Annotated in this window: 15 protein-coding genes; 1 reads left to right on the top strand and 14 read right to left on the bottom strand. The window is 60.5% G+C overall.

Translation table 11 applies throughout. The annotated features are described in order from the left end of the window. Positions 1-42 precede the first annotated feature (42 nt). From typA to SJI03_RS12550, 14 genes are all read right to left on the bottom strand, one after another. Positions 43-1,875 (bottom strand): translational GTPase TypA, encoded by a 1,833-nt coding sequence (typA, locus tag SJI03_RS12615; RefSeq protein WP_035825203.1) that lies wholly within the window; start codon positions 1,873-1,875, stop codon positions 43-45. A gap of 207 nt (positions 1,876-2,082) precedes the next feature. Beyond that, on the bottom strand, positions 2,083-3,018 hold the full coding sequence (gene truB / locus SJI03_RS12610) for a tRNA pseudouridine(55) synthase TruB (protein WP_322427411.1): 936 nt from the start codon (positions 3,016-3,018) through the stop codon (positions 2,083-2,085). A 2-nt stretch (positions 3,019-3,020) separates the two neighbouring features. Beyond that, entirely contained in the window at positions 3,021-3,437 is a 417-nt protein-coding gene (rbfA, locus tag SJI03_RS12605; RefSeq protein WP_035825200.1) for a 30S ribosome-binding factor RbfA, read from the bottom strand. A gap of 114 nt (positions 3,438-3,551) precedes the next feature. Then, positions 3,552-6,410 carry a translation initiation factor IF-2 gene (infB, locus tag SJI03_RS12600; protein WP_034760145.1) on the bottom strand — a complete coding sequence of 953 codons (2,859 nt, stop codon included), beginning with the start codon at positions 6,408-6,410 and terminating at the stop codon, positions 3,552-3,554. A gap of 46 nt (positions 6,411-6,456) precedes the next feature. Further along, the gene (gene nusA / locus SJI03_RS12595; protein WP_035825194.1) at positions 6,457-8,022 is read right to left on the bottom strand and encodes a transcription termination factor NusA; all 1,566 of its coding nucleotides are present in this window, start codon (positions 8,020-8,022) and stop codon (positions 6,457-6,459) included. Continuing rightward, on the bottom strand, positions 8,019-8,507 hold the full coding sequence (rimP, locus tag SJI03_RS12590) for a ribosome maturation factor RimP (protein WP_034782527.1): 489 nt from the start codon (positions 8,505-8,507) through the stop codon (positions 8,019-8,021). Before rimP ends, nusA begins: the two co-directional genes overlap by 4 nt. 343 nt (positions 8,508-8,850) lie before the next feature. Then, entirely contained in the window at positions 8,851-10,941 is a 2,091-nt protein-coding gene (gene rluB / locus SJI03_RS12585) for a 23S rRNA pseudouridine(2605) synthase RluB (protein WP_322427410.1), read from the bottom strand. Then, a complete protein-coding gene (scpB, locus tag SJI03_RS12580) occupies positions 10,934-11,728 on the bottom strand; it encodes an SMC-Scp complex subunit ScpB (RefSeq protein WP_322427409.1) in 795 nt (264 codons plus the stop codon). The genes rluB and scpB overlap by 8 nt, the downstream gene beginning before the upstream one ends. Positions 11,729-12,126: 398 nt before the next feature. Further along, complete coding sequence (locus tag SJI03_RS12575) at positions 12,127-13,146, bottom strand: glucokinase (protein ID WP_035825187.1); 1,020 nt, start codon at positions 13,144-13,146, stop codon at positions 12,127-12,129. 384 nt (positions 13,147-13,530) lie between these two features. Beyond that, the gene (locus SJI03_RS12570; protein WP_322427407.1) at positions 13,531-14,493 is read right to left on the bottom strand and encodes a VTT domain-containing protein; all 963 of its coding nucleotides are present in this window, start codon (positions 14,491-14,493) and stop codon (positions 13,531-13,533) included. A 27-nt stretch (positions 14,494-14,520) separates the two neighbouring features. Further along, the gene (locus tag SJI03_RS12565; RefSeq protein WP_099379400.1) at positions 14,521-16,212 is read right to left on the bottom strand and encodes an ABC transporter ATP-binding protein; all 1,692 of its coding nucleotides are present in this window, start codon (positions 16,210-16,212) and stop codon (positions 14,521-14,523) included. A gap of 9 nt (positions 16,213-16,221) precedes the next feature. Further along, a complete protein-coding gene (locus tag SJI03_RS12560; RefSeq protein ID WP_035825181.1) occupies positions 16,222-17,331 on the bottom strand; it encodes an ABC transporter permease in 1,110 nt (369 codons plus the stop codon). 9 nt (positions 17,332-17,340) lie between these two features. Then, on the bottom strand, positions 17,341-18,279 hold the full coding sequence (locus SJI03_RS12555) for an ABC transporter permease (protein ID WP_034782513.1): 939 nt from the start codon (positions 18,277-18,279) through the stop codon (positions 17,341-17,343). Between the two features lie 28 nt (positions 18,280-18,307). Further along, entirely contained in the window at positions 18,308-20,146 is a 1,839-nt protein-coding gene (locus SJI03_RS12550) for an ABC transporter substrate-binding protein (protein WP_233516258.1), read from the bottom strand. 620 nt (positions 20,147-20,766) lie between these two features. On the opposite strand from SJI03_RS12550, the gene SJI03_RS12545 reads away from it, so the two are divergent. Further along, a complete protein-coding gene (locus SJI03_RS12545; protein ID WP_322427406.1) occupies positions 20,767-23,547 on the top strand; it encodes a TonB-dependent receptor in 2,781 nt (926 codons plus the stop codon). Positions 23,548-23,720: the final 173 nt, after the last annotated feature.

Below are 23,720 nucleotides of genomic sequence, written 5' to 3'. Positions count from 1 at the left end.
GCTTGAGCGTGGCATGGCCCGCAGGCCATGCGCTACAACAGATTACGCATCACGCGACGCTTTTTTACGCTCGTGCTCTTTCAGGAAGCGCTTGCGCAGACGGATCGATTTAGGCGTGATCTCCACCAGTTCGTCGTCCTCGATGAATTCGACTGCGTATTCCAGCGACATCTGAATTGGTGGTACCAGGCGCACCGCTTCGTCGGTACCCGACGAACGCACGTTGGTCAGCTGCTTGCCCTTGATCGGGTTGACGACCAGGTCGTTGTCGCGCGAGTGGATACCGATGACCATGCCTTCGTAGACTGGGTCATTGTGCGACACGAACATGCGGCCGCGGTCTTGCAGTTTCCAGATCGCGTAGGCAACAGCGGCGCCGTCATCTTGCGAGATCAGCACGCCGTTACGACGGCCAGCCATTTCGCCACGGGTGTTGTCGACTGGCGCGTATTCATGGAATACGTGGCTCATCAAGCCGGTGCCGCGGGTCAGGGTCATGAATTCGCCCTGGAAGCCGATCAGGCCACGCGCCGGGATCAGGTACTCGAGACGCACGCGGCCCTTGCCATCCGATTCCATGTTTTGCAGGTCGCCACGACGACGGCCCAGTTCTTCCATGACGCCGCCCTGGTTGACTTCTTCAACGTCAACCGACAGGTTTTCAAACGGCTCGTGGCGCACGCCATCGACCATTTTGAAGACCACGCGTGGACGCGATACGGCCAGCTCGAAGCCTTCGCGACGCATGTTTTCGATCAGAATCGTCAGGTGCAGCTCGCCGCGGCCCGACACTTCAAAGATCGTGTCGTCGTCGGTTGGCGAAACGCGCAGAGCAACGTTGGCTTTCAGTTCGCGGTCCAGACGGTCACGCAGTTGGCGCGAGGTAACGAACTTGCCTTCGCGGCCAGCCAGTGGCGAGTTGTTGACCATGAAGTTCATGGTCAGGGTCGGCTCGTCGACGGTCAGCATCGGCAGCGGGTCCGGGGTATCGACTGCGCACAGGGTCGAACCGATGCCGATTTCGTCGATACCGTTGATCAGGCAGATGTCGCCGGCAACAGCTTCGTCAACCAGCACGCGCTCCAGGCCCTTGAAGTTCAGCACCTGGTTGATGCGGCCTTTGATAGGCGTGGCGCCTGGACCATTGATGACCAGCACGTCTTGACCAACTTTGACGGTACCGCGGTTGACGCGGCCAATGCCGATCTTGCCGACGTACGACGAGTAGTCCAGCGAGGTGATCTGCATTTGCAGCGGGCCTTCAGGATTGTCGTCGCGTACTGGAACGTGTTCCAGGATGGCGTCAAACATTGGCTTCATGTCGCCGCTGCGCACGTCTTCGGTCAGGCCGGCATAGCCGTTCAGGCCCGAAGCGTAAATGATAGGGAAATCCAGTTGCTCGTCGGTCGCACCCAGCTTGTCGAACAGTTCGAACGTCTGGTTGATGGCCCAGTCCGGGCGCGCGCCTGGACGGTCGACCTTGTTGACGATAACGATAGGCTTCAGACCCAGTGCCAGCGCTTTGCGCGTGACGAAACGGGTTTGCGGCATCGGGCCTTCTTGTGCATCGACCAGCAGCAGAACCGAGTCCACCATCGACAGAACACGCTCCACTTCGCCGCCGAAGTCGGCGTGGCCTGGGGTGTCGACGATATTGATGTGGGTGCCTTCGTACTCAACAGCGCAGTTCTTCGACAGAATCGTAATGCCGCGCTCCTTTTCCAGGTCGTTCGAGTCCATGACTCGGGTGTCGACCGCTTGGTTTTCACGGAAGGTGCCGGACTGGCGCAGCAGCTGATCCACCAGCGTGGTTTTGCCGTGGTCAACGTGGGCGATAATGGCGATATTACGAATTGCGCGTTTTGTATTTGACATGGTCGTAGTAGTTACTGAAAAACTGCGGAGTGCGTACAAGGTGTACGAGATACCCGAATGCTAATCTATTTCCGGAACCGCGTAGTATAGCATGTTGCGTTGCAACGCTATCTAAAAATGCTGGCGGCTCCCGCAGTCGGGGACGGTTTGTTTAAAAAAGCGACACTGTTTAACGAGTGTCGCTGGGTAATATGACGTTGCTGTGACTTATTGATGCGCCGTGGCAATCAAGCGTTCCGGCGCCAGGATGCTGTATTCCTGCAACTGGCCCGTGCCCAGCAGCTTGCTGTCGTGATACACGCGCACCCTGCCCGGCTCGGCTGGCACGGCAACGTCTTCCTTGCCCAGCGCGATGCGCTGGCCATGCAGGAAACGCTTGGCCAATTCTTCCGTCAGCTGGACGGCGGGGAAACTCGACAATAATGCATCGACGGGCGCCAGCAGGCTCAGCGGCGCGGCATGCGCCGTCAACTCATCGAGCGTGACGACGCCGTCCAGCGTCAGGTTGCCCACCTGAGTGCGGCGCAAGGCGTTCAGATGGCCGCCGCAACCAAGGGCATGGCCGATGTCTTCGCCCAGCACGCGGATATAAGTGCCCTTGCTGCACATCACGGACAATTTCAGGAACGGGGCGTCATAGCCGAGGAACTCGAGCTTGTGGATGGTCACCGGGCGCGCTTCGCGCTCCAGCGTGATGCCTGCCCTTGCATACTCATATAAGGGCTTGCCGTCCCGTTTCAAGGCCGAGTACATGGGCGGCGTCTGCAAAATCGGCCCGCGGAACTGCGCCAGCACGGCTTCGATCTGCTCTTGCGTGACGTTGACATCGCGCGTTTCCAGCACTTCGCCCTCGGTATCGCCCGTATCCGTCGTCTGCCCCAGGTGTACCAGGGTTTCGTAGGTTTTATCGGCTTCCAGCAAGTCCTGCGAGAACTTCGTCGCTTCGCCAAAGCACAGCGGCAACAAGCCCGTGGCGAACGGATCCAGCGTGCCCGTATGGCCCGCTTTTTTCGCGTTCAGGACGCGCTTGGCCTTGATCAGGGCGTCATTGCTGGACCAGCCCACGGGCTTATCCAACAGCAAGACGCCGTCGACCAGGTCGCGCACCCGCTTGATGCCGGGCGGTTTCTTCGGACCCGCCACTGTTATTGCTCGTCCGCTTCTGGTTTGACATCCGGCTCGGCGTCAGCCGCGCGCGTGGCGTTGGCTTTGTCGATCAGGAGCGACATTTCCATGCCGCGCGAAGTCGAGCTGTCGTGCACGAAATGCAGCATCGGCAGGGTGTGGATGTGCAGGCGCTTGCCCAGCAAGCCACGGATGAAGCCAGATGCGGCCATCAGGCCTTCGGTGGTGTTCTTGATGGCTTCCTTGCTGTCTTTCAACATCGTGAAAAACACCTTGGCATGCGCGTAATCGGGGGTGATCTGCACTTCGGTGATGGTGATCATCGTGCCGACGCGTGGATCCTTCAATTCGTAGGCGACGATTTCAGCCAGATCGCGTTGGATCTGGTCGGCCACGCGCAAGCCGCGCGCTGGCATGGTTTTGCTATGTTTAGCCATGATTTTATGCTGTCCTAAGTGCCGCAGGGCGCATGAGTCAAACGGTTGCCCGTTGACCAATGCGCCCCACGTGTTTGCGCGGACAACGATATGTCCGCGCCATTACTGCTGTGATTACAGGGTACGAGCGATTTCCTGGACTTCGAACACTTCCAGGGTGTCGCCAACCTGAATGTCGTTGTAGTTCTTCAGCGACAGGCCGCACTCCAGACCGGCGCGAACTTCTTTCGCATCGTCCTTGAAGCGTTTCAGGGAGTCGATCTCGCCACTCCACACCACGATGTTGTTGCGCAACAGGCGGACGGAAGAAGCACGCTTGACCACGCCATCGGTGACCAGGCAACCGGCAATCGCGCCCACTTTCGAGACCAGGATAACCTGGCGGATCTCGACCTGGCCGATGACGGTTTCGCGTTTCTCTGGTGCCAACATGCCCGACAACGCCGATTTGATCTCGTCGATCGCATCGTAAATGATGTTGTAGTAGCGAATATCCACGCCATTCGACTCGGCCAGCTTGCGCGCCTGGGCATCAGCACGGGCGTTGAAGCCGATGATGACCGCTTTCGAGGCGACTGCCAGGTTGACGTCCGATTCCGTGATGCCGCCGACGGCTGCGTGAACAACTTGTACGCGCACTTCGGAGGTCGACAGTTTCTGCAACGAACCGACCAGCGCTTCTTGCGAACCTTGCACGTCGGTTTTGATGATCAGCGGCAAGTTTTTCACTTCGCCTTCGGCCATCTGGTCGAACATGTTTTCCAGTTTCGCAGCTTGCTGTTTCGCCAGTTTCACGTCGCGGAACTTACCTTGACGGAACAGACCGATTTCACGCGCCTTGCGCTCGTCAGCCATGACGACGACTTCTTCACCGGCAACCGGCACTTCCGTCAAGCCCTGGATTTCGACCGGAATCGAAGGACCGGCTTCAGCGATGGATTTGCCGTTCTCATCCAGCATGGCGCGAACACGGCCATACGAAGAGCCCGCCAGAATCACGTCGCCGCGCTTCAAGGTACCGGACTGCACCAGGATCGTCGCGACAGGACCACGGCCCTTGTCCAGACGTGCCTCGACGACCAGGCCGCGCGCAGGCGCATCGACCGGTGCCGTCAGTTCCAGCACTTCGGCTTGCAACAGCACTTGTTCCAGCAGGTCGTCGATACCTTGACCCGTTTTGGCCGAGACCGGCACGAATGGCGATTCGCCACCGTATTCTTCCGGCACGACTTGTTCGGCGACCAGTTCCTGCGTCACGCGGTCAACGTTGCCGCCTGGTTTGTCGACCTTGTTGATCGCCACTACCAGCGGTACGCCGGCTGCTTTCGCATGGGCAATCGCTTCTTTCGTTTGCGGCATCACGCCATCGTCGGCGGCAACCACCAGAATGACGATGTCGGTTGCCTTGGCGCCACGGGCACGCATCGCGGTAAACGCTTCGTGACCCGGGGTGTCGAGGAAGGTGATCATGCCGCGTGGCGTATCGACGTGGTAAGCACCGATATGCTGCGTAATGCCGCCCGCTTCGCCGGAAGCAACCTTGGCGCGACGGATGTAATCGAGCAACGAGGTCTTGCCGTGATCGACGTGACCCATGACGGTGACCACCGGTGCGCGTGGCTTGGTTTCGAAGTGCGCGTGTTCGCCCACATCGGCCAGCAACGCTTCCGGATCGTCCAGTTCGGCGGCGAACGCCTTGTGGCCCATTTCTTCCACCAGAATCATGGCGGTTTCCTGGTCCAGCACCTGGTTGATCGTGCACATCTGGCCCAATTTCATCAAATGCTTGATGACTTCGGATGCCTTGACGGACATTTTGTGCGCCAATTCGGCCACGGTGATCGTTTCCGGTACGTGCACGTCTTTGACGACGGCTTCCGTAGGAGCCTGGAAGTTCGATTCACGGTCGTCATGGTGCGTCGGGCGACGGCCCTTCGCGCCACCGCGCCAGCTGTCACGGCCGCCTGGGCCGCTGTTGCCGCGTGGCTTAGGACCACCGGTGGTGCCGCGTTTTTTCGCGTCATCGGACCAGGTGGACGACACATTCGCCGACTTGATGGATTTCTTGTCTGCAACAGCAGGCTTCTTGTCGCCCGGCTTGTCGCCAGGTTTCTTGTCAGCTGGCTTGTGCAGGGTGCCTTCCGGCGCCTTCGGCTTGACGGGAACCGGTACGGGTTCCGGTGCCTTGATGGCGCGGCGTGGCGCATTCATCATGGCCTTGATCTGGGCGACTTCGTCGGCAACGGCCTTGCGTGCACGCTCGGTGGCTTCCGCTTTGTCAGCGGCTTCCTTGGCGGCAACAGCAGCGGCAGCCGCTTTCTTCTTCGCTTCTTCAGCGGCAGCAGCTTTTTTCGCTTCGGCGGCGGCGTCGTCAACGACAGGCGCAGCGGCGCTGGCGGCAGGTGCGGCAGCAGCCTTGGCAGCGGCTTTCTTCGCTTCCGCTTCAGCTTCCTTCTTCGCAGCCAGTTCAGCCTGTTGCGTGGCTTTCGCCTGGGCTTCTTTTTCCGCGTCGAGCTTGGCCAGACGTTCTTGCTTTTCGCGCAGATCGGCTTCCTGGCGGGCGATCAGTTCAGCCTGTTTACGGGCTTCTTCTTCACGGCGCGCCACGTCGGCAGGATCGATCACCGGTGCGGCAGGCGCGACCGGTTCTGCTGCGACCGGCGCAGCTTCGTCACGCTGAACGAAAGTGCGTTTCTTGCGCACTTCCACCTGGATGGTGCGCGATTTGCCGGTTGCGTCAGCTTGCTTGATTTCAGTCGTTTCCTTGCGGGTCACGGTGATTTTTTTCTTTTCTGTGTCAGCCGCTGCGCCGTGTGTGCGGCGCAGATGATCCAAAAGCTTGTCCTTATCATCTTTCGACAATGGATCTGACGTCGAACTTTTCTCGACGCCGGCAGAACGCAGCTGCGTCAGCAGCAAATCTGCAGGCATCTTCAGTTCGGTGGCAAATTGGGCTACGTTGTTACTCGCCATTCAGTCCTCTTTTCTATGTGTCGCGGAGATGATAAAGATACTCAAATTAAGCCTTTGCGGATTCGGCCAGACTCCATGCCTTGGCTTGCAACGCCTTGGCACGATCGTCGTATTTCGAGTCAACCAACTTCATCTCATCGTCGGTCACATCTTTAAATTCACTTGTAATCAGTTCACGCGCACGGTCCGCAGACAAGGCCAGGATTGCGCCAAATTCGTCGTATGCCAGTGCTGCAAATGCTTCAACGGTCTTGATACCAGCCAGACCCAGCTTGCCGGCGGTAATGCGGTCCATGCCTTCCAGACCCACCAACGCCTCGTCCATGCCTTCCAGACCCTCTTCCGAAGCAATCGCTTCGGTAACCAGCGCATCACGCGCACGGGTACGGAGTTCATTGACGGTATCTTCGTCAAACGATTCGATTTCCAGCATTTCGGAAATTGGCACGTAAGCGATTTCTTCCAGACTGGCGAAACCTTCTTCCACCAGAATATCGGCCACTTCCTGGTCGACATCGAGCTTTTCCATGAACAGGATGCGCACGGCAGCCGTTTCCTGGGCAGCTTTGTCAGCCGATTCTTCGGCCGTCATGATGTTGATCTTCCAGCCGGTCAGGTCAGAGGCCAGGCGCACGTTCTGGCCGGAACGGCCGATCGCGATTGCCAGGTTTTCTTCGTCCACGACGACATCCATCGCGTGTTTTTCTTCATCGACCATGATCGACGACACGTTCGCCGGTGCCAGGGCGCCGATGACGAACTGCGCCGGATCTTCCGACCACAGCACGATGTCGACACGTTCACCACCGAGTTCACCGGTGACAGCCTGCACGCGCGAACCGCGCATGCCGACGCAAGTACCGATCGGGTCGATGCGCTTGTCGGCCGTGTAGACGGCGATCTTGGCGCGTACGCCGGCATCGCGGGCCGCGGATTTGATTTCCAGCATGCCTTGCTCGATTTCCGGCACTTCCAGCTCAAACAGCTTCATGATGAAGTCTGGCGCGGTGCGCGACAGAATCACTTGTGGGCCGCGCATATTGCGGTCGATGCGTAAGATGAAAGCACGCACACGGTCGCCGATACGCAGATTCTCTTTCGGGATCATCTGGTCGCGTGGCAGACGTGCTTCGATCTTGCCCGATTCGACGATGGCGTCGCCGCGCTCCATGCGCTTGATGGTGCCGGTGACGAGCGAGTCGCCGCGTTCCAGGAAGTCGACCAGGATCTGTTCGCGTTCGGCATCACGCACGCGCTGCAGGACAACCTGTTTGGTATCCTGGGCGAAACGGCGGCCGAATTCGACGGATTCGATCGGTTCTTCGATGTGGTCATCGACTTCGATATCGGAAATCTGTTCTTTTGCCTCGAAATGCAGGATCTCCTGATCCGGCAATTGCAGGCCCGCTTCATCGGGCACAACGTGCCAGCGGCGGAACGATTCGAATTCGCCCGTTTCGCGGTCGATCGAAACGCGGATGTCTACCTCACCCTCATACCGTTTCTTCGTGGCTTGCGCCAACGCGAATTCGAGGGCGCCGAAGACGACATCTTTATCGACGTTTTTTTCGCGCGCCAGCGCGTCAACCAATAATAAAACTTCGCGGCTCATGCTTTGCGTCCCTTAAAAACCACCTGCGGCACCAAGCGTGCCTTATCCACATCCGCGAGCGTAAACTCCAACATCGCCGGACCATCCTTACCTTCAAATTCCAACGACAATTTATCGCCCACGGGTTCTTGCAAGATCCCCTGGAACGATTTCCGGTTGTTCGTACCCGGCATCGCCACCATCAGCTTGACGATGATTTCCTGACCTGCGAAACGGACAAAGTCTTCCAGCTTGCGCACCGGACGATCAAGACCCGGGGAAGAAATCTCGAGACGCTCGTAAGGAACGTTCTCTACCGTCAACACATGCGATAACTGGTGACTCACCGTGGCACAGTCTTCGACCGTGATCGGACCTTTTTCAGCGGCATCGGCGGCGCTGAAATCAATAAAGACGCGCAGCAGTCCGCGCTCGGCACGTTCGACATCAACGAGCTCATAGCCCAGACCAATAACTGTCTTTTCAATTAATCCCAACTGCTGCAAGAAATTCTCCAGAAATAAGGCCCGTTTTCGGCATGACAGCGCCATTTGAGCGCCGACAACATGCAAAAACACGCATTCAAGTCATATATGGCCCCTTGCGGAGCCATTACAAACGGTTCAACAAAAAAAAAATGGGCATCTGCCCATCTTCTTGTATTTTCCCAACCAGATGAAAGCACTCCCCACCAAACAACCCTGCGGAGAACTTTTATTAGGCTGCAGATTATAACCTCTTATTAACTTCGCCGCAATGCCGCACACAAGGAGCGGCCCGGCTTACAACAGTTACAAGAGCGCGCACCCGCGGCAGATCGGCGGGCGGGCAAGAAGAAACTCTTCTCGATTAACCTTTGCTGCGGCGGCGCGGCATGCCATCCATGCCGCCACGATCCATGCCGCCACGCGGCTGGCCACCGGAACGCGCTTGCCCACCGGCACCACCGCCCGTATTGCGGCGCGGACCCGTGTTGGCGAAGCCGAAGGCCGTTTGCAGCGGATCAGGCTGGCGCGGACCGCGTTGCGGCGCGCGGCCTTCGCCGCCACCGGCCGGACGACCCTGGCCCTGACCTGCCGCACGCGGCGGACGGCCCTGGCCTTGCGGCGCGCCTTCGAACGATGCCGACGAGCGCGGCTGACCACCCTGAAACGGACCTTGCGGCTGACCACGGCCAGGACCACGCGCTTCGCCTGGACGACCGGCGCCGCCTGGACGACCCTGACCTTGCGGACGGGCAAACTGGCCTTGCGGCTGGCCACGGCGCGGCGCGACCGGGAACGGATCGGCGTTGCGGTTGCTCACATCGATGCGGTTGCCATTCGGCTCGTCATCGCGGTCCTTGCGTTCGACCTTGCGCGCTTCGCGGCCCTTGGCGGCGCCAGCGGCACGGGGGTCGCCCGATGTCGGCATTTTCTTTTCGATACCGTAGGCGGTCAGCAAGTCGCGCACAGTGTTTTCATCCATCTCTTCCCAGCGGCCGCGTTTCAGGCCACTCGGCAGGGTCATGGCGCCGTAGCGGGTACGGATCAGGCGCGAGACGGTCAGGCCGATCGCTTCGAACATGCGGCGCACTTCGCGGTTACGGCCTTCGCCGATCACCACGCGGTACCACTTGTTGATGCCTTCGCCGCCGCCATCGGCGATCTTCGAGAACTGCGCCAGGCCGTCTTCCAGCTCGACGCCGGCCAGCAGTTTCTGGCGCATGCCCTCTTCCAGCTCGCCCAGGGTACGCACGGCGTACTCGCGGTCGATGCCGTAGCGTGGGTGCATCAGGCGGTTGGCCAGGTCACCGGAGGTAGTAAACAGCAACAAGCCTTCCGTGTTGAAGTCAAGGCGGCCAACGGCCAGCCATTTGCCCGCTTTCATGGTCGGCAGGCGGTCGAACACGGATGGACGGCCGTCCGGGTCATTATGGCTGACGATTTCACCTGCCGGCTTGTGGTAGACCAATACGCGTGGCGGCTTCTTGCTGACGCGGCGCTGGATCAGTTTGCCGTTGATGCGCACGTGGTCGCTCGGCAAGATACGCTGGCCGATGTGGGCCGGCTCGCCATTCACGGACACGCGGCCCGAAATGATCAGGTCTTCCATGTCGCGGCGCGAACCGAGACCGGCTTCTGCCAGCACCTTGTGCAGCTTCGGCGCGTCGTCGTCGGACGTCAGGTCGCGGCGCACGGCCACTTTCTGCACGCGGCCCGTGCCGCCCTCTTCGCTGTCGAAAGCGTCGGAAGTGACAAACGAGAAGACCGCATCAGCGTCGCTGAGCTTGCCTGGCGCAGCCTGGCGGCCCTTGCCCTTTTTACGGCTCTTGCCGGCATTCTTGCCAGCGCCCGGCACGTCGTTGCGCGGACCGCGCGGCAGGCGCGGGCCGGACACGAGGTTGCCTTCGGCATCAAACACGTCGGCGACAGGCGCAGCGGCTTGCTCTGCGGCAGGCGCGGCTGCAACGGCGTCGGCCACCTGCGGCGCTTCCGCGCGCGGCGGCTGGCGCAGCGCGCGTTCCGCCTGCACGCCACGCATCTGGCGCGGACCGCGGGTCGGGCGTGCTTCGGCCGGCTTGTCAGCGACGGCTTCCGGCGCCGTTTCAGCGACGGCGGCAGCGGCCTTGGCGGCGGCGCGGGCGCGCGGCGGACGCGGCGCAGGTGCGGCAACCGCCTCGGCAGCCGCTTCGGCGGCGTCGGCCACGGCCTTCAAGGCTGGCTTGGCGCGGGTTTTCTTGGCGGCTGGCGCGGCTTCAGCTTCAGCGACGGGCGCAGCGGCGGCCACGTCGGCTTTCGTGCGGCGCTTCGGCTTGGCAACGGCGCTGTCGCCAGCGGCAGCAGCAGCGGTTGCAGCAACCGCGTCGGCTTCGATCTGGGCCTTGGTACGGCGCTTGGGCTTGGCAACGATGGCTTCGTCGCTGGCAGTTACTGTCTCGGGTGTGTTCGGATTATTCATTCTTCGTTTCTTGGCTGTGCTGACCTGGCGCAGCGTCAACCGTTAGTTCTGGCGCAGGGTCGTGAGTGTAGGCTTCGTCCGTGGGCGAAGCATCGGGGCCGGCATCAAGGCTTGCTGTCACATCTACATCTGTCACAGCCGTATTGCTACCTGCACCAAGCTGGGGGACAAGCTCATTGCTTGCCTTGTCAAAATTTTCTTGCAGGGCCGCTTCCAGGGCTTCGAGCCCATTGCCCTGCATTTCACTGATTTGCTGCAAAGGCGGCAGCTGGGACAGCGAATGCAAACCCAGGTCATCCAAAAACTGCTTGGTGGTGGCCAGCAAGGCCGGCCGTCCCACCACGTCGCGGTAACCGATGGCATCGACCCAGCCACGGTCTTCCAGCATCTTGATCGTCTGCGAATTGACGGCAACGCCGCGAATCTCCTCGATATCGCCGCGCGTCACCGGCTGACGGTAGGCGATGATGGCGAGGGTTTCCAGGGTCGCCCGCGAATACTTGGGCGGCCGCTCGGGCGTCATGCGATCGAGATACATCTTCATTTCCGGGCGGCTTTGAAAGCGCCAGCCCGACGCCAGACTGACGATCTCGATGCCGCGCCCTTCCCACTCACCGCGCAACTCTTCCAGCAATTGCTTGATCGTGTCGGCGCCAACGCCGACGCCGCGCACGCGACCATTCTCGTCCGCATCGACGAACAGCTTCTTCAAGCTGTGGATCGTCAGCGATTCACGAGCGCACAGCAACGCGGTTTCGAGGACTTTTTTAGCCTCAATTGTATTCATAGCAATTCTGTGCGGATGTGTGTTGCAATTCGTATGCAGAGAAAGAAATCAAAAACGTTCATTTCAACGTAACAGAGGGCAGACATCGATGATGACGCCGTGCTGGGTTACTAGTTGAGGCTGTTTTTCCGACGCCTTGGCCGATGCGCGCAAAGCGGGACTAAAGCGGATGCAGTGAAAGTCCTGCCATCCATGGTGCTGGCCTTAAATAACCAGCAATGAAACGAACTCCGGAGCAGCTGCTTTTCCCGTGGCGACGAAGCAGCCAGACAGGAGAGCGACAGTCGTCATTTCATCCAACGATGCCAATTGTACCTGATAAAAAGCGGAAAAGCGCAAAACCGGGCAAAACACGCGTTTTACCCGGTTCTGGCGCGACATATCGCCCGCTGCCCGCATCACAGGGAGGCGAGTTTCTCCGAGAGAATGGCCGATGCGCCCAGGAAAGCTGGGTACTGCGCCGTGATGACGAAGGTCGGCACTTGTGAGACATAATTGGCGAAGCGGCCCTTGCGCTCGAAGCGGGCGCGGAAGCCGGAGCGGTCGAAACGCGCGCCCAGGCGTGGCACGATGCCGCCGCCGATATAAATGCCGCCCAGCGCGCCCAGGGTGACGGCAACGTTGCCTGCCACGGTGCCGAGCATGCAGCAGAACGCTTCGATGACGTCGTCGCACAGCTGGGATTCGCCTGCCAGCGCGCGGCGCGTGATTTCCGCCGCCGGCAAGTCTTCCGCCGGCACGCCCGCGCGGTCGGCCAGGGCGCGGTAGATCAATTCCAGGCCATCGCCGGAAATCAGGCGCTCGGCCGAGACATGCTCGTATTCACGCCAGGCGAATTGCAGAATGCTCACTTCCACTTCATTGAATGGCGCAAAGCTGACGTGGCCGCCCTCGCTTTGCAGGGCGATCCAGCCGCCATGCGAAGGAATCAGGCCCGATACGCCCAGGCCCGTGCCGGCGCCGATCAGGCCGATGGCCGTGTTCGGACGGGCCGTACCCGCGCCCACCTGGTGCTTTTGCTCGTTCGACAACTGCGGCAAGGCGCGCGCCAGGGCCGTGAAATCGTTGACCACGTCCAGGGTCGTGAAACCGCACTCTTCGCGCATGGCGCGGATCGAGAACGACCAGTGGTGGTTCGTCATGCTGAGGAAATCGCCGTCGACCGGGTTGGCGATGGCGATCACGGCATGGCGCACGGCTTGCCCACCGGCGGCCGCGATGTGCGGCAGGGCCAGGTAGGCTTGCAGGGCGGCGGACAGGCTCGGGTAATCGGCACAGGGCAACACTTCCACCAGGGTGATGTGGCCGGCGGCCACTTCCAGGGCGAAACGGGCATTGGTGCCGCCCACGTCGGCCAGCAGGCGCGGTCCATCGGCGAAGGCGGAAGTCGGCAGTACGGGAGAAGACGAAGCGCTCATGATTTTAAATGATGAAGTGGGACGCATGGGACGCCAAGCTTAAAGGATGAATGCGCCCGGAGGCAAGCAAAGTTTGTAGTTTAAGTACATCAAAACAAGCCTTTATTGGTAGTTCCACTCCAAATGCAACAAGCAGCGCCAAAATTGCTTAAAAACAATGATTTATAGTAAGTACTCGCACTCGGCGGGCGCACGAAAAGCATGCTGCACAGCAGCAGGAATCGCCTTGAAAGCACAGTATGCCGGAGTTTGCGCAAAGCCGCTTTGTATGGAACGGCGCAGGTGCGGCGCTACCGTCCTGGCGGCGCCGCGACGGTGTTTTCGTATTATTACTACCGACTTGCATGCTACCAAGCAACTGCTATCGGCCAGCAATCAGGAGAATCAGGACGGCAAGCCTTCGCCCAGCAGGCTGGCGGGCGCCGGCTCGTCCGAGCGGTAGGCGGCATTCCAGGCGTCCAGGCCGCCATGCAGAGGCTTGGCCCGGTGAAAGCCGTGCTGGTGCAGCAGCGTGGCCACTTGCGCGGCCGTCACGTCGTTGGGACAGCTGCAATACACGATGATGTGGCGGTCCTTGTCCATGGCGATCATGGCCGGCACGGGTTCCTTGCCGTTGAAGAACAAGGCGCCCGGCACGGCCGGCTCCAGCGCCTGCGCCGTGGCGCTGCGCGCGTCGACCATCAGCGGTTCCTCACCCTGCTCTATGAGTTCGAGCAATTCATCGATGCCGATGCGCTCGATCTGCAAGGCCTGGCGGAAGCGCCGGCGTTCGAGGAATTTATACAGCAGGAACAAGCCCAGCAAGGTGGCCAGCATCAGCAAGGCCGTGCTGCCCATGGTGCTGAGCAAGTCGAGCACTTGCTGCACGCTGGCATGGAAAATCACGCCGACGACGATGCCCGTGCCGCTCCACAGCAAGGCGCCCAGGCCCGCGTACAGGAAGAACAGGCCCGGCGGCGTGCCCAGCGCGCCCGACATGGGCGCGGCCACGGTATTGAAACCCGGCACGAATTTGGAAACGATCAGGGCTTTCGGGCCCCAGCGCTTGAATTTATCTTCCGTCTGGCTGACGCAGTAATCGGGCGACAGCGAGATGCGGCACAGCAGCCGCAGGATGCGCTTGCCGAAATGGCGGCCCGCGCGGAACCACGTGAAGTCGCTGATCAGGCAAGCACCCAGCGCGGCGGCCAGCACCAGTCCCCCATTCATGTCGCCATCGACGGCCAGCGCCCCCGCCACCACGAGGATGGGAAAGGCGGGAATCGGCAGGCCGAGCTGCTCCACCAGCACGATGCCAAAGACAATCAGGACACCGTAATGTTCGAGCAGATAAATGAGGTTGGGCATGGCCGCTATCTTACCGTAAAAGCGTATTTATATTTGCACGCCCTTGGGTATGGCGCTTAACAGCGTGCGCGTGTACGGATGCACGGGATTGCGGTACAGCTCGTCCGAATCGGCCAGTTCCACCACTTGTCCCTTGTGCATCACCATGACCTGGTCGGCGATGTATTTGACGACGGATAAATCGTGCGAGATGAAGATGTACGACAATCCAAATTCATCCTGCAAATCCTGCAACAGGTTAAGCACCTGCGCCTGCACCGACACGTCCAGCGCCGACACGGATTCGTCGCAGACTAAAATTTCCGGCTGCATGGTCAGGCAGCGGGCAATCGCGATGCGCTGGCGTTGTCCACCAGAAAACTCGTGCGGATAGCGGTGGAAAGCCTGTTCCGGCAAGCCGACCTTATCGAGCAGCCAGTAGGCCTTGGCGATGCGTTCCTGGTCGGTCGCGCCGATCTTGTGGATGCGCATCGGTTCCAGCAAAATCTGCCCCACCGTGAAGCGCGGGTTCAAGGACGCGTATGGATTCTGGAAGATGATCTGGATGCGGCGTTTATACGGCAAATACTCCCTGTTCGGCATCGCAATCAAATCCTTGCCGTGGAACATGGCCGTGCCACTAGTTGCCTGGTGCAGGCGCAGCAAGGTCAAGCCCACCGTCGTCTTGCCGGAACCGGACTCGCCCACCACGCCCAGCGTTTTTCCGCGTGGCAAGGTGAACGACACATCCTTGACGGCCTGGAATTCGCGCTTGCCGAACAAGCCTACACGCGTATAAAAACTTTTGCTCAAGTTATTCACCACCAGCACCGGCTCGTCGCCCGGCGTATAGCCGCGCGTGCGCTGTTTGACTTCCACGCCGGGGCCGGCCTTGCCCTCCATATAGTCGGCAATCACTGGCAGGCGCCACGGGCGCTCGTCCAGCGAAGGGCGGCAATGCAGCAGGGCCTTGGTATAACTGTCTTGCGGCGCTTCAAATACCTGGCGCACCTCGCCCGTCTCGCGCACTTCGCCATGGCGCATGACGATCACCTGGTCGGCGATTTCCCCCACCAGACCCAGGTCGTGGGTAATGAAGAGCACGGACATCTGGTGCTTCTTTTGCAGCGCCGCGATCAAGTCCATGATCTGCTTCTGGATCGTCACGTCCAGCGCCGTCGTCGGCTCGTCCGCGATCAGCAGTTTCGGTTCGCAGGCGATCGCCATGGCGATCATCACGCGCTGCTGCTGGCCGCCCGACATCTGGCTCGGGTAGGCGTCAATCTTGGTGGCCGGATCGGGGATGCCCACTTCCTCGAGCAACTCCAAGGTGCGCACCCGCGCCTGCTTGCGGTTCATGCCCATGTGCTGGCGCAACACTTCGGCGATCTGGAATCCGACTGTAAACACGGGGTTCAGCGACGACATCGGCTCCTGGAAGATCATCGAGATATCCTTGCCGCACATGGTGCGCCGCTCGGCGATCGACAATTTGAGCAGGTCGCGCCCGCCGAAGTGGATGCTCGAGGCGGGAGCTATGATGGTGTTATCCGGCGGCAGCAAGCCCATCACGGCCAAGGAGCTGACGGACTTGCCGCTGCCCGATTCGCCCACCAGCGCGACGGTGCTGTTGCGCGGCACGTTGAACGAGATGCCCTTGACGGCTTCGAACGTGGTCTTCTTGTCCAGGCGGAAGGTGACGCGCAGGTCGCGCACTTCCAACAGGTTATTCTGGTCCATGAGCAACTCCTATTTCACTTTGGGGTCGAGCGCATCGCGCAAGGCATCGGTAAACAGCGAGAACGCCGTCACCAGCACGGCCATCGCCGTGGCGGCGGCGGTCAGCTGCCACCATTTGCCCAGGATCAGTTCATTTTGTGCCTCGTTGAGCATGCTGCCCCACGAGACGGTACCCACCGGCACGCCAAAGCCGAGGAAGCTCAGGATCACTTCCGCCTTGATGAAGCCCACCACCAGAATCGACATTTGCACCAAGGCAACGTGACTGACGTTCGGGAAGATGTGGGAAAACATCTTGCGCCAGTGCGAGGCGCCGATGGCGTCGGCCGCCATCACGTATTCGCGCGCCTTGTGCTTGATGTATTCGGCGCGTATCAAACGGTACGGCCCTGTCCAGCCCGTCAAGCCCAGGATCAGCACGATGGTCAGCACGCCCTTTTGCTGCAGCACCGCCGCCACCGTCAAGATCATCAGGATCGACGGGATCGAGGTAAAAATGCTGTAGAACCAATTGAAAAAGTCATCGACGACGCCGCCGAAGTAGCCGGACACGGCGCCAAAAATCGTGCCCAGCACCACGGCCAGCAAGGCTGCCACCAGGCCCACGACGATCGACGTTTCGCCGCCCTTGATGGTTTTCTGCAGGATGTCGTGGCCCCACTTGTCGGCGCCGAACGGCAGGGTTGCCGCCTTGTGCGTGACGAGTTTCTTGGCCTTGCCCATGCCGGCGCGCAGGGCCGTCAAGTCGTCGGCCAGCGGGTCGGTGACGCCGTACATTTCCACGCCAGCCGATGGATTGCTGCCCATCTGGGCGCGCAGTTCGGCGATGTCGTCGGCCAGCGGATCGAGCACGTTGACGGGCGTCGGTGCGCTGCGCTCGTCCGTCACGGGCATCGCGCCGTCGGCGGCGACGTCCTTGTCGGCGCCAACGAAGGTCGGCGGCGCGTAGCTGACGGCCACTTCGTCTTCCCAGTTCGAGGCCACCAGGCCGCTGGCGGACGCCAGCACCAGCAGGAAAAAGGCGCCGACCACGGCCAGCGATACCATTGCAATCTTGTCGCCGCGCAAACGGCGCCACGCCAGGGCCCACAGGCCGGGCGATGTATGAGGTTTCGACATCGTCTCTTTCTACTTCAGTTGTACGCGAGGATCGACCGCCTGGTACAGCAGGTCGGTGAGCAGGTTGAAGAGCATGGTGGCGGCGGCAACGTACACGGTGATCGCCTTGATCACCGGAAAGTCGCTGCGCTCGACAGCCAGGATCACTTCACGCCCGATGCCGGGAATGCCGAAAAAGCGCTCGAGCAGGAAAGCGCCGATCAGCAGGGCCGGCAAGTTCGACATCACATAGGTAATGATGGGAATGCCGGCATTGCGCAGCACGTGCACCCACATGATGCGGCCTTCCTTGAGGCCCTTGGCGCGCGCCGTGCGCACGTAATCCTGGTTCGCCTCGTCCAGCACGAAGGTGCGGAACAGGCGCAGGGTCGGTGCGATGGAGACGGCCAGGCCGATCAGGATCGGCAAGGTGGAATAGCGCAGCAGGTTTTCCCAGAAGCTGTCGCCCCAGCCCTGCACGGGGAACAGGCCCAGTTTATAGGCGAAGCCGTACTGGAAGACGATGATGTAGACGAGGATGGAAATCGACATGCCCACCGTGCAGGCGATCATGACGGCGCGGTCCGTCAGCGAGCCGCGCACGAAGGCGATGGCCAGCGCCAGCGCCACGCCAAAAAACGTTTCCAGCACGGTCAGCGGGATCAAGACCATCATCGACGGCCCCAGGCGCGACGTGATGATGTGCGACACGGATTCCCCCGTGGCCCAGCTCTGGCCGAAGTCGAACGTGACGATCTGCTTGATGAAGATCCACAGCTGCACGTAATACGGCTGGTCGACACCAAGCTGGCGGCGGATGTTGGCGATGCTTTCCGCACTAGACATCTTGCCGGCCAGGATGTAGGCGGGGTCGCCGCCCACCCAGTTGAACAGGATAAACACCAGCAGGACCACGCCCAGCATGGTGGGCAGCATCTGCCACAGGCGGCGCAGGATATAAGCAAACATAATGATTCCTTGTCGTTATAAGCTGCGCTTATTTAGCAGCAGGGGCCGGAGTAGCTACCGGCGCACCCGTGCTGTCGATATCCATGTACGCCCATTCCTGGAACAGGATCGGGTGCTTCTTGTAGCCCTGCACCGACTTTTGCGCCAGCATGTTGCGGTAGCGTGCATAGCCGATCAGGGCGCCCGCATTGACTTCCAGGCGGCGCGCCATCTTGTGGAACAGCTCGTCGCGCTCGGGACTGGCCGGCATGGCCTGGCTGGCCGCGTACCATTTATCGTACTCGGGATCCTGGTAGCAGCCATTGTTGTTCTGGTGCGTGTTCGGGCCGTAGAACAGCTGCATGAAGTTGTCGCCGTCCGGATAGTCGGCCAGCCAGGGCGCCGTGCGCGTCTGCATCTTGCACTGCTTTTCCGTCTTTAAAATGTCGGAAAAGATCATGCGGTCGTTTTCCATGCGGATGCCCAGCGAGTTGTACGTCTTGCGCCACATTTCCGCCTGCAGCACGCCATTGGCTTCGTTGCGCGAAGCGTAGCGGATCAGCAGCGGCTTGCCGTCTGGAAGAGTGCGCCAGCCGTCGGCGCCCTTCTTGTAACCGAATTTATCCAGCAATTTGTTCGCCAGCACGGGATCGTATTGCAGCAGGGATTTGTAGTGGGGATCGTAGCCGACGACGCCGGGCGGTATCGGATAGTCGAGGCGCTTGGCCTGGCCATTCCAGATGATGCGGATTTCCTCGTCGATATTGTGCGCCATCGCGATGGCGCGGCGCAGGGCGATCTTTTCCTTGCTGAAGCCGCCGAGTGTCGGGTCTTCCATATTCCAGTAGTAATAGCTGATTTCCGGATCAAGCAGGCGCGACAGTTGCACGCCCTTCTCGGCCAGTTCGGGACGCAGCTTGCCGTTCAGCAATGCTTTCGGCGCCAGCGGGCCATCGAGCCAGAACACGTCCGTGCCGCCGCTCTGGAAGGACAGCCAGCGCGACTGGTCTTCGATCATCACGGAAATTTCGATGCGGTCGATGGCAGGAATGCGTTTACCCTGCATCTGGCGCACGATGCGCTGGTCGTCCGGGTCGTCGCCGGCCATGAAATTCCACGTTTCCGGCAAGTGCTGCGGATTGCGGTTCAGGACGATGCGGTTGCCGCGCGTCCACTCACCGAGGGTGTAATAGCCTGTGCCGACGGGATTCGAGCCTACCTCGCCCTTCACGTCGCCGTACTTGTCCACCACTTCGCGCGCCACGGCGGCCGTCGGCACATAGGCGAGGATCATGGGAAAATTGAAATCGGTCTTGGTCAGCGTGATGCGCAAGGTGTACGGGTCGAGGATTTCCAGGCCGGCCACCTTCTTGTTGAAATCGAGCTTGTTCGACTTGGCCGCTTCCTTGGCCAGATCATCGAGCCCCACTACCTTGCCTTCGAACAGCCAGCTGTGCGGCGAAGCCAGGCGCGGGTCGAACAGCCGCTTCCACGAATACACGTAATCGGCCATCGTCAGTTCGCGGCGCTTGCCGCCAAACGCGGCGTCGGGCGTGAACAGGATGCCTTTTTTCAGGCGGATGGTGTAGGTCTTGCCGTCGGCGGACACTTCCGGCATGGCGGCGGCCGCGCCGGGCACCACCTTCACGGGGCGCGCCAGGTAATCATAGGTGTACAGGGTGTCGAAGACGGCCTGCGTGATGTGGTTCGAATACAGGTCGCGCGCGGTGGCCGGATCGAAGCCCGTCTCGGCGGCCGGCAGGATATAGCGCAAGGTTTTGACCGGCGCGGCCGCGGCAGCAGGGGCGGCATCGGCGGCAACGGCCGCCAGCGGCAGAGTGGCCAGGCAGGCGAGCAGCGCCACGCGCCGCATCCATGGTGACTTCATGTAATACCCTTCATCTCGATTATCTGTCGCACCGCATTGGTGCGCTTGTACTGGCTTCCCCCTGGGATACAGGATTCCACCGCCAAAACCAGTCCATCCTCGCAAGATCTATGCCTTGTTCGCAGCCAGCCGCGTCGGTGGGTTGACGAGCTGGAAAACGCGTAACGATAACGCATATTTTGCATGCCGGGCAAAAAGCTGCGGTACTTCTGGCGTGCATGGCAACAACCACCCGCGCCACCGGGGAAATCTTCCGCACCGCAACATTCCCTGGATGATGCCGCGCAAAAGCGCATTGGTAGAAACCCTTACGTCCGTGAATGAGCGCACTTTCTATCGGGGGGCGGAATACGCATAGCGCAGCGCAACATTAAGATAATTGCCAATACTGAAACATTCAAACATTATAAAAAACACTGTTGTTTCCATCCCGAAATGTCACATTTGCGCGTTGACAAGGATTCTCGGCAAGTGGTCTTATCAAGCACGGCAACGCACAGTATGCCGTTCATCCCACAGCGATTGCCGACGCAGCAATCTTTTTTAGACTAGCGACGTTGTGCCTAAAAACAGCCAACCTAGCTTTTTTCGGAGTTTCGAGAATGATGATGGAAACAGTTATGTCCCGCTCCGTACGCCTGATTTTTTCGGGTAGCGTAGCAGCGATCAGCCTTGGCATGATGGCTGCGCCGGCAATGGCGCAAGACGCCAATGTCCAACGTGTGGAAATTACCGGCTCGAGCATCAAACGAGCCACGGCCGAGACCGCGTCACCGGTACAGGTCATCACCCGCGACGACTTGATGAAATCGGGCAAGGCCACCGTCGCCGAATACCTGCAAACCCTGACCGCCGATGGCGCCGGCTCCCTGCCGACGGGCTTCGGCAACGGCTTTGCCGCCGGTTCCACGGCCATCTCGCTGCGCGGCCTGGGCGCCACCTCTACCCTGGTCTTGCTCAATGGCCGCCGCATGGCGCCATTCGCGCGGGCCGATGACGGCCAGAAAAGCTTCACCGACCTGTCCACCGTGCCGATGCAGATCGTCGAGCGCATCGAAATCCTCAAGGATGGCGCCTCTTCCACGTATGGCGCGGACGCCATCGCCGGCGTCGTCAACATCATCCTGCGCAAGGACTTCGAAGGCCTGACCCTGAAGGGCGACACGGGCATCTCCGGCGACAGCGACGCCAAACAGCACCGCGCCTCGCTGACCTTCGGCAAGGGCAACCTCGACACGGATAAATTCAACTTCGTCGTCAACGCCGAATACACCAAATCGGACATGCTGATGAACAACGAGCGGGCCGGGCGAAAATGGATAGGCAAAGCCGACCTGCGTCCGTATGGCTATGCGATCAACACCCAGTTCGCCGGCGGTTACATTAATGGCAACAACGATGCGAATGCCTCGCCGGCGGGCCTGATCCGCGACCCCGTCACCAACAACTATGTTTCGCTGCCCGGTTGCTCCACCTTGTCCGTATCTTCGCCGCAAGATCCGAAGGGTGGCTGCCTGTGGCATCACGACCAGTTCCGTTCGATGCAGCCGAAGATCGAATCGATCAACCTGTACACGCGCGGTACGTGGCAAGTCAATGCCGACACCCAGGTGTATGCGGAAGCGGGCTATTCGAAGCGCGACACGGCCTTTACCCTGATACCACCGTCGATCACGCCCACCATCGCCTTCCCGCCGAACGCCGGCAGCCCGACTGGCGTCATCAACTACGGCTCCGGCGCCGGCACCACCATCGTGCTGGCCGCCAATCACCCGCAAAATCCGTACGGCGTGCCGGTGCGCGTGCGCTACCAGGCTTTCGACGTGGGCGCCAGCACGCGCCAGGCCAACAATGAGTTCAACCGCATCGTGCTCGGCGTCAAGGGCAATGCCATGGGCTGGGACTACGATGCCGGCTATACACATTCGGAATCGAAGCTGCACCTCGATTACAGCAACATGCTGAACATGGCCGTCGTCAAGGACGCCCTGGGCAACCCGAACAGCAAATATTTCCCGTACTATATCGGCGCGCAGGCAAGCAAGAATCCCGCCTCGCTGTACGCGGCCATGGTGACCAACGCTACCTCCGACTCCACGACCAAGCTCGACATCATCGACTTCAAGGCATCGCGCGAGCTGATGCAGCTGCCCGGTGGCGCCATGGGCCTGGCCGTCGGTGCGGAACACCGCCGCGACAAGCTCGACAATCCATCGTTGTCGGGCACGGAAAACGGCTCCATCAACTCCAGCTATGTTGCCGCCAAGGGCGACAGCAAGGTCTCGGCCGTATTCCTGGAAGTGCTGGCACCCGTCTTCAAGACGGTGGAACTGTCGGGCGCCTTGCGCTACGACAAATACGACCGTTTCTCGTCGACCACGCCGAAACTGGGCGCCAAGTGGACGCCGCTGAAAACCTTCGCCGTGCGCGGCACGTATTCGGAAGGCTTCCGCGCTCCGGGCCCGGCCGAAAGCAATGCCGATTCGCAATCGACCGGCACTTCGACCGTGAGCGATCCCGTGCGCTGCCCGGGCGGCACCCGCTTGCCGGGCGCCAATGCCAGCGATTGTGAACTGCAAGTGGCGGCCGTCAAGATTGGCGACCCTAGCCTGAAGCCGGAAAAATCCAAGGGCTACACCCTGGGCTTGGTATGGGATCCGTTCAACGATACCAGCCTGTCGCTGGACGGCTGGAAGATCAAGCGTGAAAACGAGATCAATCCGCTGCCGTACAACGAAGCGGCCGCCCTGCCGACCGCCATCCGCGCCGACAACAACCTGACCATCAACGGCGTTGTCACGCCGAATACGGGCACCTTGCTGATCACCAAGGCACCGTACCGCAACTCCAGCTTTACGGAGATCAAGGGTATCGACCTGGACATCAAGCAGCGCGTGCGTCTGGGCGACTATGGCCGCGCCACGTTTGGCCTGACCTGGACCCACATCGCCTCGTGGGTACGCGCCGAGTCATCCACCGTGCGCTACCAGTTCGCTGGCACGCATGGCAATTGCGATACCTCCAACTGCGCCGGCACGCCGAAGGACAAGATCAATCTCACCGGCTCGTGGGACCTGGGCAACTGGAACGTCAGCGGCGTGCTGAACTACCGTTCGGACATGAAGAACATCCTGTTTGAAGGCAAGCCTTGCGCCTCCAAACTGGCCGATGGCACGTCCGCGCCAAACGGTTGCAAGATCGCCTCGTTCACCACGCTCGACCTGTCAAGCCGTTGGAATGTCAGCAAACAGCTGCAACTGTTTGCCTCGATCAACAACGTGACCGACAAGATCGCGCCGCTCGACCCGCTGACCTACGGCGGCATGAGCTACAACCCGATGGATGCCAGCGGCGCCATCGGCCGCTACTTCAAACTGGGCGCCAGCTACAAGTTTTTCTAAGCTGACACACGTATCCTGACGCAAGGCGGTGAGTAATCACCGCCTTTTTTTTCGTCTGCGACTGTGGCGCCAGTTCCCTCATCCACATGCCTATTGCGCCAGCGCAAACCTTACCTCCTGCGCGCCTGTAAAACTCCCTTGCAGGCCACTTGGCCAAACCCACGCCACAGGAG

The organism is Janthinobacterium sp. GMG1, assembly GCF_034427795.1.
In the GTDB taxonomy this organism is placed as follows: domain Bacteria; phylum Pseudomonadota; class Gammaproteobacteria; order Burkholderiales; family Burkholderiaceae_D; genus Janthinobacterium.
The sequence above is the reverse complement of the archived record's forward strand: the minus strand, read 5'-3'. Positions and strand labels throughout refer to the sequence as shown.

What these genes read in the sequence shown, in the direction of transcription:
- SJI03_RS12570 (WP_322427407.1), bottom strand. Translation starts at nt 14,493, where the DNA reads ATGCCCAACCTCATTTATCTGCTCGAACATTACGGTGTCCTGATTGTC.
- infB (WP_034760145.1), bottom strand. Translation starts at nt 6,410, where the DNA reads ATGGCGAGTAACAACGTAGCCCAATTTGCCACCGAACTGAAGATGCCT.
- SJI03_RS12550 (WP_233516258.1), bottom strand. Translation starts at nt 20,146, where the DNA reads ATGAAGTCACCATGGATGCGGCGCGTGGCGCTGCTCGCCTGCCTGGCC.
- scpB (WP_322427409.1), bottom strand. Translation starts at nt 11,728, where the DNA reads ATGAATACAATTGAGGCTAAAAAAGTCCTCGAAACCGCGTTGCTGTGC.
- SJI03_RS12565 (WP_099379400.1), bottom strand. Translation starts at nt 16,212, where the DNA reads ATGGACCAGAATAACCTGTTGGAAGTGCGCGACCTGCGCGTCACCTTC.
- SJI03_RS12575 (WP_035825187.1), bottom strand. Translation starts at nt 13,146, where the DNA reads ATGAGCGCTTCGTCTTCTCCCGTACTGCCGACTTCCGCCTTCGCCGAT.
- SJI03_RS12555 (WP_034782513.1), bottom strand. Translation starts at nt 18,279, where the DNA reads ATGTTTGCTTATATCCTGCGCCGCCTGTGGCAGATGCTGCCCACCATG.
- nusA (WP_035825194.1), bottom strand. Translation starts at nt 8,022, where the DNA reads ATGAGCCGCGAAGTTTTATTATTGGTTGACGCGCTGGCGCGCGAAAAA.
- typA (WP_035825203.1), bottom strand. Translation starts at nt 1,875, where the DNA reads ATGTCAAATACAAAACGCGCAATTCGTAATATCGCCATTATCGCCCAC.
- rluB (WP_322427410.1), bottom strand. Translation starts at nt 10,941, where the DNA reads ATGAATAATCCGAACACACCCGAGACAGTAACTGCCAGCGACGAAGCC.
- rbfA (WP_035825200.1), bottom strand. Translation starts at nt 3,437, where the DNA reads ATGGCTAAACATAGCAAAACCATGCCAGCGCGCGGCTTGCGCGTGGCC.
- SJI03_RS12545 (WP_322427406.1), top strand. Translation starts at nt 20,767, where the DNA reads ATGTCCCGCTCCGTACGCCTGATTTTTTCGGGTAGCGTAGCAGCGATC.
- SJI03_RS12560 (WP_035825181.1), bottom strand. Translation starts at nt 17,331, where the DNA reads ATGTCGAAACCTCATACATCGCCCGGCCTGTGGGCCCTGGCGTGGCGC.